Here is a 15,583-nt window from a genome sequence, read left to right as displayed (position 1 = left end):
ACTAATACCTATGCAAAATTATAGCATTTGACTTTGTTAAGAAGCCTCCAATTCTTCCTGAAAACACAATATAAAGCTATATTTTTCGGGAGTCGAAAATCGGGAGTCGAAAGTCGAAAGTCGGGAGTCGAAAGTCGGGAGTCGAAAATCGAATCACGACGAATCACGAATCACGAAATTATTCTTAAAAACCTTCAAATATTCCCAATCCGAAGAGGGCAAAATCGTATTTCACGGGATCATTTTTATCCAAAATCCTCAGACTGCTATCCAACTCTAGTAAAGCTTTCCCATCGTTTTGTTTTCGCGTTAGCAGTCCCAATTTCCGAGCGACATTACCAGAATGTACATCCAAGGGACAAGATAACTTTGAAGGGTTTATATCTTTCCAAATTCCCAAATCAACACCGTTATTGTCGTTTCTAACAAACCAACGTAAGCACATATTAATCCGCTTTGCAACCGAACCTTTAGCAGGATTTGCTACGTGTTTTCGCGTTCTCAATTGATGAGGTATTTCAAAAAACAGCTCATGAAAATGTTCGATAGCGGGTTGTAGAGAGTCCTCGGTTTGGTAGGTTGTAAAGACACGTTCTAATCCACCGTGTACGGTGTAGATGTGTTTTAAGGCTTTTATAAAATAAGCAAAGTCCGTAGCATTGAAAGTCCTATGTACAAAACCTTCCAACTGTTGCAATTGATCTTCGCGATGCTCCATTACAAAATCATAAGGGGAGTTACCCAACAAATCCATCATCCGATGGCCGTTTTTAGTAATCATCTTACGATTTCCCCAGGCTATAGTTGAGGCTAAAAACCCCGCAATCTCAATATCTTCTTTTAAAGTATATCGATGTGGTACGCTAATCGGATCGGGTTCGATAAAATCTAGCGTATTGTATTGTAAAACTTTGGAGTCCAAAAAATCCTTTAACTCATTTTCAGGTATGACCATGATGTAATAAACGTTCTAACATATTAGAATACAAAGATAAGTAGTTTGAAACTAATATAAGAGAAACGTCCTTAGGAGTACATTAGAATAGCTCGCAAAAAAATCAAGCAAAGGAACAATCGCCATCGCCAAAGTGCATTTTAATATCTGCAAAATCAATTTTATCAAATGCCTTCGATATAATCGAATGTTTCACTTTTGTGGTTTTATACAAAAACAAATTCGATTTGTTGAAATTTGCGCATAGGGCATCATCATAACAAATGATTTCTCGTGTATTTTGTTTGACTGCTTGTAGTTTGATGATGTCGGCGATCTCCTTACTGTGTAAGTTTGCATCGTAATAAGTAAACAATACTTTGGTCACGTAATTTCTCTTCTGCAAAACTATAAAACCGATACAACGGTTATTCTTATTGACTTTTATAAGCGAAAATTCAAACGCTTTATCGTAAATCGAAAAGGCATATTTACGATGATTGGTCAGCGCTAATAAAGGGGCCTTTTGTACCCAATTATACGCTTTGAGCCATTCAAAAAAAGCGCTGCCTTTATCGGATAAATCCTTAGTATTATATTGTTTAATCAGTAATAAGGTTTCTTGATCAAGCGAATTTAAGTATGTTAACTCGATGTCTTTTAATCGATTGGTGATTGAACTACTTTGAATCCACAGTTTTATATTGATAAAGAAATTCAAAAAGTGATCGGCGTTGTTCAAGAGACCCGCTAGCTTACTACTTTCTGGCAACAGCTGGGGCATCACAAAACTGAGGTTACTACGCAATACCGCCTTTATTCCCCTATTGGTTTTTAAGGTGGTAAAATAACCCGATTTATCATAAACGCGTTTAGCACTTGGAGTAAATTGAGAAATGCCTATTTTTCCATGATTTTCTGCGTACATCGTATTGAGTAAATCCCGACCAATTCCCGTTCCTTTTGTTTTGGGATCAACCCACCAGGTAGAAAGCCATCCGATTTTTTCTATTTTATTATTGATCGTTATCTGATCGATAAATAAGCCCATATATCCAAGTAGCTCGCCTTGTTTATAAGCCAATAACAATACCAGATCTCCATCCTCTAAATGCGGATTTTTAAAATGTGCCAACAGCCTGTGTTTGCTTGTAGCCAAAAACGAATGATTCCAAAAGTCCTCATTATCTAGGAGTTCAGGAATATCCCTTTTATGTATTTTCTTAATTTCTATCATGCTCTTTTGATATGATACTTGCCGACTATTTTATTGTAGTATTTATATAAATTTTCTGTGACAATTTGTTTACCCGTCTCCCTTGCAGGGTTTTCCAAAGAAAAACGCTGAAAGATTCTATGATCCACATCACTTTTTATACCGGAGTTTCCAAAAAGCTTGATGTTGCTATCGTATTCAAATAACTCTCTAATCAATTGATTTGATATAGATTTATCCGAATAGGGAAAAGCAAATAAACTATAATCAACTTGAAAACGTTTCTTTATCCAATCTACAGATTCGATAATCTCGCCTTTCTGCTCGTGATGACTCAGTCGATTTAGCGTCGCATGCGACATCGTATGCCCTCCAAAATAAAAACCATCCGCCATCATTTCTTCTATTTGTACGCAAGTAAGATACGGTTGATGCCGATCAAGATACTGCTTAACATCCAAACCTAAAAGTTCAAAGACCTTATGGACTTTATTTCTATCGGAAAAATCAATATTTAAAATTTTTTTTTTGAAATCTTCAATACTATAAAAGGAAAAACCAAATACGTTACCGATTTTCTCTAAAATTGTATTCTCAAAGGATAAGCTATCTAAGTGAGAAAGGATAAAACTAATATAATGTTTGTACAATCCCACCTTATTGTCTATAAAATCAGGATTAATAAAGAAAATAGCCTTGATATTTTTCTTCTTGAGAATCGGATAAATATGCGTGTAAACCTCCTGTAAACCGTCGTCAAAAGTCAGTAAAAAAGAATTGGATAAAAGGGTTTGACCGCTTATTAAATCTTTAGGATCTACCGGTTTATAATGTGCTAATAAAAGGTCTATATCCGTTTCAAATTGCTGGCAGGTCTTATACTTATATAAGTTTTCTATATGTGCCACAGGATTATCCTTTACGATGTGATAATAAGGAAGGATAATTTGGCTCTTAAAAAGTTTTAAGAATTTTTTATGTGAAGCGGCATATAAAACATTTTTAACTAGTCCCATTGTATAAAAATAAATCTCCGAACTCAAAGATTGTACATTACACAATAATAAACATTAACTAGCTATAAAAACAAACAAAAACACAAATAAACACATCAAAACATCAAAAAAAACAAAATAGACCTTTTAGCATTTTGATAAAAACAGTTAAACGATCGCATAACCACTAAATTTAGATCCAAACTTTTAAAAATTTGTCTCTAAATTTAATGGTTAGAACGCGCCCCAAACTCCCACAACTCCATGTATAACAATACTTTCAAGAGAATAGCTACTCCAAGTGTATCGAATACAGCGGTGCTCTTAGTTGTTCATTTAAAGATCCTGATAATCCAGAGGAATGCTGTTGTAGTAAATCGCTTTAACTACACCATCCGAAAGCCCTATTTTGGGAACAAAAATTTGTTTAGCACCACTCCACTTCATCGCATTGACATAAATCTTTAAAGCTGGTATGATCACATCAGCACGATCGGGATTTAATCCCAAAGTAGCTATTCGTTGCTCGTAAGTCAGTGATTTTAGCAGATTTAGTTGCGTCATCAAATAAAGATATCCCAAAGGCTTGTCTTGTGCCTTACGCGACATTTTAAAAATTTTATTGATGTTTCCACCAGAACCAATAAGCAAGATATCCTTGTGTTGTTCGGTCTGAATTTTTAACCATTTTTCTATTTCACTCCAAACGGAATCCGTCACCATATTATTGATTAAACGCACGGTACCATTTTTAAACGACTTAGATACAGAAGCTTTTCCGTTGGTAAACAAGGTGAATTCAGTACTTCCACCGCCCACATCAACATACAAGACCGTTTTATCAGAAGTGATATATTGTTTTAAATCCGACGAAGCGATAATACTCGCCTCTTTTTTACCATCGATCACGGCAATTTTAATTCCGGTTTCTTCCAAAATCAAATCGACGATATCCTGGCTGTTATAAGCTTCCCGCATGGCCGACGTAGCGCAGGCCATAAATCGCTCGACTTTATATACGCGCATCAACAACTTAAAGGCTTTCATAGCATCGAGCATACGCGAAATATTCTCTTCCGATATCTCGCCTACCGTAAAGGCATCTTGTCCCAAACGAATCGGAACACGAATTAACGAACTCTTACTAAAGATAGTGGGTTTACCTTCTTCTTCAATAATATTCATAATCAATAAGCGCATGGCATTAGAACCAATATCAATGGCTGCGTATCTCTTTATTTTTAACATAGCACTAGTCTAAATTTACATCTAATTGGTCTCTAAAATATCTGTAGGTTTGCGTTTGCGCTTGAAAGGCAGATTCTCCTTCGTGGCGGTATTCATTGGATAGATCTTCCGAATGTATACGCGCTTTTATATTGCCCTTCCATCCTATGGCGAAGGTATCTAACAATTCTTTTTTAATATTGTTGTCGTAAATAGGACAGGAAACTTCGACGCGATCATCTAAATTTCGCGTCATAAAATCTGCTGAAGAAATATAAATATCCGGATTGCCTTCGTTTCCGAAAATATACACTCTTGAATGTTCTAAGTATTTATCGACTATACTTATAGCTTCGATATTATCACTCATTCCAGGAACACCGGGAATCAAACAACAAATACCTCGCACAATCAATTGAATCTTAACTCCTGCATTACTGGCTTCATACAATCGGTCAATCATTTTAATATCCGACAAACTGTTCATCTTCAACTTAATATAAGCCTCCTTACCCAGTTGGGCATTTTTGGTTTCTCGTTCGATCAATTTATAAAATTTGGAACGCGTATAATGAGGCGATACCAACAAATGCTTGTATTTATGTACGCGATAACTGACCTGTAGAAAGTCAAAAATCTTGGATACGTCTTTTAATATTTGGGAATGACTGGTCAATAAGGTAACATCGGTATAAATCTTGGCCGTACTTTCATTAAAGTTTCCGGTTGATATAAATCCATAACGCTTAACCTTTTTGTTTTCCATACGTTCTATGACACAAATCTTACTGTGTACCTTAAGACCACGAACTCCAAAAATCAGCTCGATTCCCTCGGTTTGCATCAATTCCGCATAGTAAATATTACTAACCTCGTCAAAACGAGCTTGCAATTCGATTTGCACAATGACTTTTTTACCATTTTTAGCAGCATTGATCAGCGAGCTAATCACTTGAGAATTTTTAGCCAGTCGGTATAAGGTGATTTTAATCGACAGCACTCTCGGGTCTAATGCCGCCTCACGCAAAAATCTGACGATATACGAAAAGGACTGATACGGAGTGTGTATCATAAAATCGCGACGTTGAATTTCATCGATCACACTACCTTCAAAACTCAAACCCGGAACGGGTAATGGAGCATCGTTTTGCGAGATCAAATCCGTTCGTCCCAAGGTTGGAAAATTCATATAATCCCTCCTATTGTGATAACGTCCTCCAGGAATAATACTATCGATCGCTTCAATTTTAACCCGCCCTAATAAAAATACCAAAGTGTCATTGTCCATCGATTGGTCATAAACAAAACGCACCAATTCCCCGTCGCGTCTATCGCGAACACTGGTCCAGATCTTTTCAACAAAGGATTTATGCAAATCGGTATCAAAATCCAACTCAGCATCCCTAGTGATCTTAATCATGTGAGCCGAAATACTCTCATAATTAAAAATACTAAAAATATGATGGAGATTAAATCGAATGATATCGTCTAATAATATAATATTCTTCTGATTGTCTTGCGATGGTAATTCGACAAAGCGGTTGATCGTATTGGGTATTTCAACTATGGCATATCGAATTTCCTTTTTAAGAGGATTGATTTCCGACGGTTGTTTCATCACCAATTTAACGGCCAAATAACCTGATGTATCTTTTAACAAAGGAAACTCTGCCAAATCATTTAAGATAATCGTCACCAAATCGGGACTTACCTGATGAAGGAAAAATTCCTTAACAAAATTCTGTTGTTGTTTATTGATTTGAGTTTCATCCAACACGAATATGCCGTGATGCTGAAGTTTGTCTTCGATTTCCTTAAGAATCCTCAAACTCTCCGTTTGCTGATTGATCACAATCTTGGTGATTTGCGCAATCAAATCTTGAGCGGTAATACCACTTTCTAGCTTTTTATGCGCATTACCCGACAAGGTAAAGCGACGTACAGCTGCATAGCGAACCCTGAAAAACTCATCTAAATTATTTGAGAAAATTCCTAAAAACCGAAGCCGATCTAATAAAGGCACGGAGGGATCTCCTGCTTCTTGTAATACTCTTTCGTTAAAAGCTAACCAGCTTTTTTCGCGATCTAAATATCTAAACTTAATAGGTTTTGGACTCATACTTGTAAATCTCTTGGGAAAATAGTTTGCACAACTTTACCTTTCGAGATTTTGCTCCATTGATCCGTGTCGAAATTAATTTCAACCACTCCACTAGTGGGGACGTTTTCAATCGAAAGGTCACCAAATTTATTAACAAATTTCGTTATAGCATCATTGTGTCCAAAAAGAATTAGATTGGAATGAGCATTTTCACAACTTTTTATGATTTTTTCTAATTCCGCTGGTTCAAAAGTATATAATTCGGGCTTTTGAATCAGAGACTCCAAGGGAATTAAAAAATTTTGCGCAAAAATAACCGCAGTTTCTCGCGCTCTTTTTGCTGTACTGGTCCAAATTATTGAGGTTTTCGGTAAGTTTTCTGCTAGTTTATCCGAAACGATATGAGCGTCATTAATCCCTTTCTTAGATAACGGCCTATCATGATCCTGAACTGGAGTATTCCAACTGGATTTGGCATGTCTTATTAAAATTAATTTCATCATCGGTATAATTTTAAGTTTTCTACTATTATAATGACAATCTCGTAGGTAATTTCTTTTTTTATTCCTTTAAATATAATCAATTTTAGTTGAAAAATACATTAGAACTTTATTTTTTTATAACGAGATAATTAGTTTAATTTTGATTTTTTATTAAAAACCTGAGCATGAAAAACTATTCTATTGAATTCAAATGGGCTGCGATCAGTACTGTTTTAGCGATAGCCTGGATGTATTTAGAAAAAACCCTAGGATATCACGACGAGAAAATCGGGATTCAGATTTTGTTTACCAATTTGTTTTCTATCATCCTAATCGCGGTGTATATACTTGCCTTAAAAGAGAAGAAAAAACACTTTTTTAACTCCCTAATCACATGGAAACAAGCGTTCTTTTCGGGTATGGTGTTAACCTTGATGATTACGATTTTCTTTCCCTTGGTTCAATATATTACTTATACGCAGATCTCGCCGGAATTCTTTAGTAAGTTAGCCGCTGTGATTGTGGCCAAAGGCAGCATGAATATAGAAACCGCAACTACTTATTTTTCATTTGATAATTATTTGAGACAAGGCGCATACAACAACCTTTCATTAGGAGTTGTCACCTCGGCTGCAGTTGCTTATTTTATTCAAACGAAAAACGTCAAAAAATAATTGAAAATTCACTATCTTTGATAGTACAAAATACTCAAATAATGGATATCAATAACATCCCCTTAATAAAGAATACAGACAGTGGAAATTTCTTTTTACTCGCCGGTCCATGTGCCATCGAAAGCGAAGAAATGGCCTTTAAAATTGCCGAGCGTTTGGTTCGAATTACCGACGACTTAAAGATTCCTTTTGTATTTAAAGGTTCATTCAAAAAAGCCAACCGTTCGAGAATAGATAGTTTTACTGGAATTGGTGACGAAAAAGCCCTTAAGATCATTCAAAAGGTCGGTCAAGCATTTAATGTACCTACAGTAACGGATATACACGAGAATTCCGATGCTGCTATGGCCGCGGAATATGTAGATATTTTACAGATTCCGGCCTTTTTGGTACGTCAAACCGATTTAGTTGTTGCAGCGGCCAAAACCGGAAAGACCATCAATCTAAAAAAAGGTCAATTCATGAGTCCGGAAAGCATGAAACACGCCGTGCAAAAAGTATTGGATTGCGCCAACGAAAACGTGATGATTACCGACCGTGGAACCATGTTTGGCTACCAAGACATGATTGTGGATTATCGTGGCATACCAACCATGCAACAATATGCAACAACCGTATTAGACATTACACATTCCCTACAACAACCCAATCAATCTTCTGGAGTTACCGGAGGAAGACCCGATTTAATTGAAACGGTTGCCAAAGCGGGAATTGCCGTTGGAGTCGATGGAATTTTTATCGAAACGCACTTTGATCCTGCACACGCAAAAAGCGATGGTGCCAACATGCTTCACCTAGATTATTTCGAAGATCTGATGAAAAAATTGGTAGCTATTCGTCAAACGATCATTCAATTCTAAAAAGCTAAAAAAAGATTTTTCTTACAATTTTAATACTCAAACAGTTAAGCATTTGCTGTTAATTATTTTTAAAAAAAATCTCTGTAACCCTTGTAGAATCGAAAAACTGCCTTATATTTGCACCGTTGAAAGACATAGGCGAGTCGCTTACTGGGGAGATACTCAAGCGGCCAACGAGGACGGACTGTAAATCCGTTGGGAAACCTTCGTAGGTTCGAATCCTACTCTCCCCACAAAACAGATCAAGTTTACTTGGTCTGTTTTTTTTTTGGAAAAACTTTTGGTACCCATACGCAGATAGGCGAATAAGTTGAAAGGCTGTTCCATTTTTACGAGTTAGAGCGAATGGGCGTATGTGCAAATGTGCAAATGTGCGAATGTGCGAATGTGCGAATGTGCGAATGTGCAAATAAGCATAAACACTAATTAACTGATACTCTTCACCCTTACAAAAAAACCGTATAAAAAATCAAAAATCACAGCATATATTAGCGACAAACACTTGCAGATTACAAAAACTACTGTATATTTGCACCGTTGAAAAACATAGGCGAGTCGCTTACTGGGGAGATACTCAAGCGGCCAACGAGGACGGACTGTAAATCCGTTGGGAAACCTTCGTAGGTTCGAATCCTACTCTCCCCACAAAACAGACCATTTATGGTCTGTTTTTTTTTGGAAAACACTCAAGTACATGAACGCGTCTATAGGCCAATAGGTAAATTCATCTAAATGCCGATACACAAACAGACCCATACACTAATTAGCAATTTTTTTACTACATTTGTTTTATGCAAAAAACAGTAAACATTTTAAATAAGCGAGCGAGGTACGACTATGAAATCCTCGAAAAATATACTGCTGGTATGGTACTGGCTGGAAGCGAAATCAAATCAATACGCTTGGGCAAAGCAGGTATCACGGAAAGTTTTTGCGAATTTCAGGGTCACGAATTATTCGCGATCAACACCCATATAGAAGAATATGCATTTAGCAAGCACTTCAATCATAAACCCAAAACGGAAAGAAAGTTACTATTGAATAAAAAAGAGCTTAAAAGCCTCTTAAAAAGCGTTCAAAACAAAGGTTTAACTATCATCCCACTTCGATTGTTTACCAATGAGAAAGGTTTAGCCAAACTTGAAATCGGTTTGTGTAAGGGTAAAAAGAATTACGATAAAAGAGATAGCATCAAAGACCGCGATAACCAAAGAGATATCGATCGAATTAAAAAAGCATTTTAATACTTAAGTCAATTGTTTAATTGCTCACTGTTTCACCACTTTTAAAGTCTTATCAGTTCCCTGTTGCGTTTGGATCGTTATAAAATACGTTCCAGCGGCTAAGTCCTGTATATTCACTTGAGAACTACCATTAAACAGACCGTTTTGTACTTGTTGACCCAGTAAGTTGTGTATCACATAACTTTGAAGCTGTTCCTCGCTGACTACATTTAACATACCGCTAGTCGGATTGGGATACAACTGTAACCTCATAGGATTAAAGGTTTCAGTATTTAGATTTTTACCACAAGGTCCTGCGGCTAATTTGGCAACATAAAAATCGTAATGCCCGTTGCAATATAGGGTTTCAATACCCCCCGCATTATCGTTAAAAAGACTGCCTTCCATAGCACCGCCCACTATATAATTACCATCATTGTCTACCTCCACAGCGGTCATTAACTGATAAGAACCGTGTAATCCCATTATATCATGCATGCCCAATACAATTCCTGTCTTTTTATTAAAACGCACCAACATCGGATCCGCTTTATGATTCATTGGTCGATCAATCTGAAAATCATCCCATATCGTATTGTTTCCATTCATAGCCAAAACCACCTCATCACCGTTTAATGCGACACCAAAAGCATGATATTGACCAGTTATTGCTGTTCTCCAATTATAACCCGTAGGAGTTCGCGCCCATATTACATCTCCACTGCTATTGAGTTTGGCAATAAACGGCATATTTCCTGTGATATTTAATTTGAATATATACGGATTCAGTGTTGGATTTTTTGGATTAATAATTTTTACAGTTCCTCCACCATTAGATGAACTTACAGCAAACTTACCACCAATAAAAAAATCACCGTTACTATCGAGATCGAGATCGTAAATACGGCAATCGTCGATATTAGTACCCGAATCCATTTCACGTCGCCACAACTCTGCACCCGTTTTGGCGTCTATAGCCAGAATGTAAGCATTTTTAGTAAAGGCAGCACCCTGATAACTCAGTGCAACGTTTTCATCGACATTCACCCACGAACGAAAGCCCGAGATATAATATCGTCCGAGTTTTTCATCCAAATTAAACTGTATACTCGGTTGTACTAAAAACCCCTCGGCGGGCAACAACATGACTTTTTCAAAAACTTGGGTAATTGAATTCATTTGAACCAAAAAAAGCTGGTATTTGCCCTTAGCAACGGTTACCTTTTTATCCAAATGAACTCCCTCCGTGAGTCCTACTATAAAGTGAATATTATCCTTACTGTCAATTAGGATTTTATGCATACTAGAGTCTCGGAAATCATAACTAATATCACCTTGCAAAGCCTTTTTCCATTGAAACACTCCATTGGTATTATATTTTGCGATGTAAGAAGTTTTATAGGCATCACTGATTGTTGTTGGATCAAACGGATAAGGAGGTAAAAAATCGGTCGGGCTAAAATGCGTTGGAAAATCCGTTTCATAAGTATTCTTCACATAAGCCCCCACATAGATATTGTCCTCACTATCTAAGGCTATTTTATAAGCACTATCAAACAATTCCCCTCCTCCGATAGCTTGGCTCCAACGCACTTCCCCTTCACAAGTAGTTGAAAAGATAAAAATGTCGTTTCCCCCTGCAAGATTCCCATAAACCGTAACCGGTTCACCAGCGAGTTTAGGACTGCCGTTGGTGATGTTCGCCAAAAAATAATAATTGTTTTTACTGTCGACAACCACATCGAGAATTTGCTCTACATTATAATCCCAACCCCCTCTTCCCAAAGATCCACCACCGTTAAAAGCCCATTGCCAATTATAAACCAAAGGATCATTGGTTTGCGCCTGAATATTTAAAGGCGTCAACAAAACTGACCAGAAACCTAATAATAAAATTAGTTTTATATAAAACATTTTTTTCATTTTTTCATTTTTTATAGCAGTCGGATTCCCGATGCAATCCACTATCCCATTCAGAATAAAGACGGATATTAACTAATTCTTTATCACTTTCAAAGTATTATTAATTTCCTGTTGCGTTTGGATCGTTATAAAATACGTCCCAGCGGCTAAGTCCTGTATATTCACTTGTGAACTACCGTTAAACAGACCGTTTTGCACTTGTTGACCCAGTAAGTTGTGTATCACATAACTTTGAAGCTGTTCCTCGCTGACTACATTTAACATACCCCTAGTTGGATTGGGATACAACTGTAACCCCATAGGATTAAAGGTTTCGGTATTTAGATTTTTACCACAAGGTCCTGCGGCTAATTTGGCAACATAAAAATCGTAATGCCCGTTGCAATATAGGGTTTCAATACCCCCCGCATTATCGTTAAAAAGACTGCCTTCCATAGCACCGCCCACTACATAATTACCATCATTGTCTACCTCCACAGCGGTCATTAACTGATAAGAACCGTGTAATCCCATTATGTCGTGCATGCCCAATACAGCACCTGTCTTTTTATTAAATCGCATTAATATCGGATCATTTAAATGATTCTTGGGGCGATCTATCTGAAAATCATCCCAAATCGTATTCATGCCGTGTGTAGCTAATGCCACCTCATTACCGTTTAATGCCACTTTAAAAGCATAGTATTGACCAGAATCTGCTGTACTCCAATTATAACCCGTAGGAGTTCGCGCCCATATTACATCTCCACTGCTATTGAGTTTGGCGATAAAAGGCATGTTACCTATAAAATTTAATTTAAATGTATATGGATTTAATGTAGGATTTCTTGGATTAATAAATTTCACGAATCCACCACCGTTAGCAGGATCTCTAAAAAAATTACCACCAATAAACAAATCACCGTTACTATCGATATCCAGATCGTAAATGCGACAATCATCTATAGAACCCGAATCCATTTCACGTCGCCACAACTCTGCACCCGTTTTGGCGTCTACAGCCAAAATATAAGCGTTTTTGGTAAAGGCAGTACCCTGATAACTCAGTGCAACGTTTTCATCGACATTAACCCACGAACGAAAGCCCGAGATATAATATCGTCCCAGTTTTTCATCCAAATTAAATTGTATACTCGGTTGTACTAAAAACCCCTCGGTGGGCAACAACATGACTTTTTCAAAAACTTGGGTAGTTGAATTCATTTGAACCAAAAAAAGCTGGTATTTGCCCTTAGCGACCGTGACTTTTTTATCCAAATGAACTCCCTCCGTGAGTCCAACTATAAAGTGAATATTATCCTTACTGTCGATTAGGATTTTATGCATACTCGAACCGTAATTATACCGATTTACGTCGCCCTGTAAGGCTTTTTTCCATTGAAACACTCCACTGCTGTTATATTTTGCGATATAAGAAGTTTTGTAACCTTCTTGAGGTAAATAACCATACGGATCTTTAGAATCATATACATTTGGAGGCACAATATCCTCAGGACTAAAATGGACTGGAAAGTCAGGCTCCGAAAAATTCACAAAAGCACCGACATAGATATTATCTTTACTGTCTAAAGCTATTTTAAAAGCCTTATCAAACAATCCCCCTCCTCCAATAGCTTGGCTCCAACGCACTTCCCCTTCACAAGTAGTTGAAAAGATAAAAATGTCGTTTCCCCCTGCAAGATTCCCATAAACCGTAACCGGTTCACCAGCGAGTTTAGGACTGCCGTTGGTGATGTTCGCCAAAAAATAATAATTGTTTTTACTGTCGACAACCACATCGAGAATTTGCTCTACACTATAACTCCACGGTCCTCTTCCCAAAGATCCACCACCGTTAAAAGCCCATTGCCAATTATAAACCAAAGGATCATTGGTTTGCGCCTGAATATTTAAAGGCGTCAACAAAACTGACCAGAAACCTAATAATAAAATTAGTTTTATATAAAATATTTTTTTCATTTTTTCATTTTTTATAGCAGTCGGATTCCCGATGCAATCCACTATCCCATTCAGAATAAAGACGGATATTAACTAATTCTTTATCACTTTCAAAGTATTATTAATTTCCTGTTGCGTTTGGATCGTTATAAAATACGTCCCAGCGGCTAAGTCCTGTATATTCACTTGTGAACTACCGTTAAACAGACCGTTTTGCACTTGTTGACCCAGTAAGTTGTGTATCACATAACTTTGAAGCTGTTCCTCGCTGACTACATTTAACATACCCCTAGTTGGATTGGGATACAACTGTAACCCCATAGGATTAAAGGTTTCGGTATTTAGATTTTTACCACAAGGTCCTGCGGCTAATTTGGCAACATAAAAATCGTAATGCCCGTTGCAATATAGGGTTTCAATACCCCCCGCATTATCGTTAAAAAGACTACCTTCCATAGCACCGCCCACTACATAATTACCATCCTTATCCGTTTCAACTGCCGTCATTAACTGATAAGAACCGTGTAATCCCATTATATCATGCATGCCCAGTACAGCTCCTGTCTTTTTATTAAAACGAACCAACATCGGATCCGCTTTATGATTCATCGGTCGATCAATCTGAAAATCATCCCATATCGTATTGTTTCCATTCATAGCCAAAACCACCTCATCACCGTTTAATGCGACACCAAAAGCATGGTATTGACCAGTTATTGCTGTTCTCCAATTATAACCCGTAGGAGTTTGCGCCCATATTACATCTCCACTGCTATTGAGTTTGGCAATAAACGGCATATTTCCTGTGATATTTAATTTGAATGTATATGGATTTAGTGTTGGATTTTTTGGATTAATAAATTTTACAGCTCCTCCACCATTAGATGAACCTACTGCGAACTTACCTCCAATAAACAAATCACCGTTACTATCGAGATCGAGATCGTAAATACGACAATCATCGACATTAGTACCCGAATCCATTTCACGACGCCATAATTCTGTACCCGTCTTGGCGTCTATGGCCAAAATATAAGCATTTTTAGTAAAGGCGTCACCTTGATAACTCAGTGCAACGTTTTCATCGACATTAACCCACGAACGAAAGCCCGAGATATAATACCGTCCCAGTTTTTCATCCAAATTAAACTGTATACTCGGTTGTACTAAAAACCCCTCGGTGGGCAACAACATGACTTTTTCAAAAACTTGGGTAGTTGAATTCATTTGAACCAAAAAATACTGATACTTGCCGTTGGCAACGGTAACCTTTTTATCCAAATGAGTACCTTCGGATAAACCTACTATAAAGTGAATGTCATCCTTACTGTCGATTAAAATATTCTGAACTGTAGAATCATAATTAAACTGATTTACCTCGCCTTGCAAGGCTTTTTTCCATTGAAACACTCCGTTGGTATTATATTTTGCGATATAAGATGTTCTATACCCCTCCTGAGGGATGTGACCAAAGGGATCGTTAAAATCGTATACGAGTGGTGGGACTATATCCTTAGGGCTAAAATGAACAGGAAAATCTGAGTTCGAAAAATTTAGTCGTACCCCCACATAAACATTGTCATTACTATCCAATGATAATTTATATCCTGCATCAAATAATCCTCCTCCACCTATCGCTTGACTCCAACGCACTTCCCCTTCACAAGTAGTTGAAAAGATAAAAACGTCGTTTCCCCCTGCAAGATTCCCATAAACCGTAACCGGTTCACCAGCGAGTTTGGGACTGCCGTTGGTGATGTTCGCCAAAAAATAATAATTGTTTTGACTGTCGACAACCACATCGAGAATTTGCTCTACACTATAATCCCAACTCCCTCTTCCCAAAGATCCACCACCGTTGAAAGCCCATTGCCAATTATAAACCAAAGGATCGTTGGTTTGCGCCTGAATATTTAAAGGCGATACTAGAATTGACAACAAGCCTATTAAAAAAAACATTGTTTTTTGTAGTTGTATTTTCATAATTGTAAGCTTTATATAGTTTAAAAC

At 37.2% G+C, this 15,583-nt stretch carries 12 protein-coding genes and 2 tRNA genes; 5 read left to right on the top strand and 9 right to left on the bottom strand.

Annotated features, from left to right (window positions below; genetic code table 11):
* Positions 1-184 precede the first annotated feature (184 nt).
* From L1275_RS01505 to L1275_RS01480, 6 genes are all read right to left on the bottom strand, one after another.
* Positions 185-949, bottom strand: a complete 765-nt coding sequence (locus L1275_RS01505; RefSeq protein WP_253469303.1) for a TIGR02757 family protein — start codon at positions 947-949, stop codon at positions 185-187.
* A 109-nt stretch (positions 950-1,058) separates the two neighbouring features.
* Positions 1,059-2,171, bottom strand: a complete 1,113-nt coding sequence (locus L1275_RS01500) for a GNAT family N-acetyltransferase (RefSeq protein WP_253468974.1) — start codon at positions 2,169-2,171, stop codon at positions 1,059-1,061.
* On the bottom strand, positions 2,168-3,166 hold the full coding sequence (locus L1275_RS01495) for a polysaccharide deacetylase family protein (RefSeq protein WP_253468972.1): 999 nt from the start codon (positions 3,164-3,166) through the stop codon (positions 2,168-2,170). The genes L1275_RS01500 and L1275_RS01495 overlap by 4 nt, the downstream gene beginning before the upstream one ends.
* Positions 3,167-3,481: 315 nt before the next feature.
* On the bottom strand, positions 3,482-4,393 hold the full coding sequence (locus L1275_RS01490) for a Ppx/GppA phosphatase family protein (RefSeq protein WP_253468970.1): 912 nt from the start codon (positions 4,391-4,393) through the stop codon (positions 3,482-3,484).
* A 4-nt stretch (positions 4,394-4,397) separates the two neighbouring features.
* Positions 4,398-6,491, bottom strand: a complete 2,094-nt coding sequence (gene ppk1 / locus L1275_RS01485; protein ID WP_253468968.1) for a polyphosphate kinase 1 — start codon at positions 6,489-6,491, stop codon at positions 4,398-4,400.
* Entirely contained in the window at positions 6,488-6,976 is a 489-nt protein-coding gene (locus tag L1275_RS01480; protein ID WP_253468966.1) for a histidine phosphatase family protein, read from the bottom strand. Before L1275_RS01480 ends, ppk1 begins: the two co-directional genes overlap by 4 nt.
* A gap of 164 nt (positions 6,977-7,140) precedes the next feature.
* Between L1275_RS01480 and L1275_RS01475 the strand changes: the two genes are divergently transcribed.
* From L1275_RS01475 to smpB, 5 genes are all read left to right on the top strand, one after another.
* On the top strand, positions 7,141-7,629 hold the full coding sequence (locus tag L1275_RS01475) for a DUF4199 domain-containing protein (protein WP_253468964.1): 489 nt from the start codon (positions 7,141-7,143) through the stop codon (positions 7,627-7,629).
* Between the two features lie 41 nt (positions 7,630-7,670).
* Positions 7,671-8,489, top strand: coding sequence for a 3-deoxy-8-phosphooctulonate synthase (kdsA, locus tag L1275_RS01470; RefSeq protein ID WP_253468962.1), 819 nt, complete (start codon positions 7,671-7,673; stop codon positions 8,487-8,489).
* Positions 8,490-8,641: 152 nt separating this feature from the next.
* Positions 8,642-8,722 (top strand) — tRNA-Tyr (locus L1275_RS01465).
* Between the two features lie 331 nt (positions 8,723-9,053).
* Positions 9,054-9,134: transfer RNA gene (locus tag L1275_RS01460), tRNA-Tyr, on the top strand.
* Between the two features lie 146 nt (positions 9,135-9,280).
* Entirely contained in the window at positions 9,281-9,733 is a 453-nt protein-coding gene (gene smpB / locus L1275_RS01455; RefSeq protein ID WP_253468960.1) for an SsrA-binding protein SmpB, read from the top strand.
* A 24-nt stretch (positions 9,734-9,757) separates the two neighbouring features.
* On the opposite strand, the gene L1275_RS01450 is transcribed toward smpB, so the two are convergent.
* From L1275_RS01450 to L1275_RS01440, 3 genes are all read right to left on the bottom strand, one after another.
* Entirely contained in the window at positions 9,758-11,635 is a 1,878-nt protein-coding gene (locus tag L1275_RS01450; protein WP_253468958.1) for a T9SS type A sorting domain-containing protein, read from the bottom strand.
* A 72-nt stretch (positions 11,636-11,707) separates the two neighbouring features.
* Positions 11,708-13,594: a T9SS type A sorting domain-containing protein gene (locus tag L1275_RS01445; protein ID WP_253468956.1), complete on the bottom strand. Its 1,887-nt coding sequence runs from the start codon at positions 13,592-13,594 to the stop codon at positions 11,708-11,710.
* A gap of 72 nt (positions 13,595-13,666) precedes the next feature.
* The gene (locus L1275_RS01440; RefSeq protein ID WP_253468954.1) at positions 13,667-15,556 is read right to left on the bottom strand and encodes a T9SS type A sorting domain-containing protein; all 1,890 of its coding nucleotides are present in this window, start codon (positions 15,554-15,556) and stop codon (positions 13,667-13,669) included.
* Between the last annotated feature and the right edge of the window lie 27 nt (positions 15,557-15,583).

Source organism: Flavobacterium sp. HSC-61S13 (genome assembly GCF_024171535.1).
Lineage (GTDB): Bacteria > Bacteroidota > Bacteroidia > Flavobacteriales > Flavobacteriaceae > Flavobacterium.
The sequence above is the reverse complement of the archived record's forward strand: the minus strand, read 5'-3'. Positions and strand labels throughout refer to the sequence as shown.

What these genes read in the sequence shown, in the direction of transcription:
- smpB (WP_253468960.1), top strand. Translation starts at nt 9,281, where the DNA reads ATGCAAAAAACAGTAAACATTTTAAATAAGCGAGCGAGGTACGACTAT.
- L1275_RS01500 (WP_253468974.1), bottom strand. Translation starts at nt 2,171, where the DNA reads ATGATAGAAATTAAGAAAATACATAAAAGGGATATTCCTGAACTCCTA.
- ppk1 (WP_253468968.1), bottom strand. Translation starts at nt 6,491, where the DNA reads ATGAGTCCAAAACCTATTAAGTTTAGATATTTAGATCGCGAAAAAAGC.
- L1275_RS01480 (WP_253468966.1), bottom strand. Translation starts at nt 6,976, where the DNA reads ATGATGAAATTAATTTTAATAAGACATGCCAAATCCAGTTGGAATACT.
- L1275_RS01475 (WP_253468964.1), top strand. Translation starts at nt 7,141, where the DNA reads ATGAAAAACTATTCTATTGAATTCAAATGGGCTGCGATCAGTACTGTT.
- L1275_RS01440 (WP_253468954.1), bottom strand. Translation starts at nt 15,556, where the DNA reads ATGAAAATACAACTACAAAAAACAATGTTTTTTTTAATAGGCTTGTTG.
- kdsA (WP_253468962.1), top strand. Translation starts at nt 7,671, where the DNA reads ATGGATATCAATAACATCCCCTTAATAAAGAATACAGACAGTGGAAAT.
- L1275_RS01445 (WP_253468956.1), bottom strand. Translation starts at nt 13,594, where the DNA reads ATGAAAAAAATATTTTATATAAAACTAATTTTATTATTAGGTTTCTGG.
- L1275_RS01490 (WP_253468970.1), bottom strand. Translation starts at nt 4,393, where the DNA reads ATGTTAAAAATAAAGAGATACGCAGCCATTGATATTGGTTCTAATGCC.
- L1275_RS01450 (WP_253468958.1), bottom strand. Translation starts at nt 11,635, where the DNA reads ATGAAAAAAATGTTTTATATAAAACTAATTTTATTATTAGGTTTCTGG.
- L1275_RS01495 (WP_253468972.1), bottom strand. Translation starts at nt 3,166, where the DNA reads ATGGGACTAGTTAAAAATGTTTTATATGCCGCTTCACATAAAAAATTC.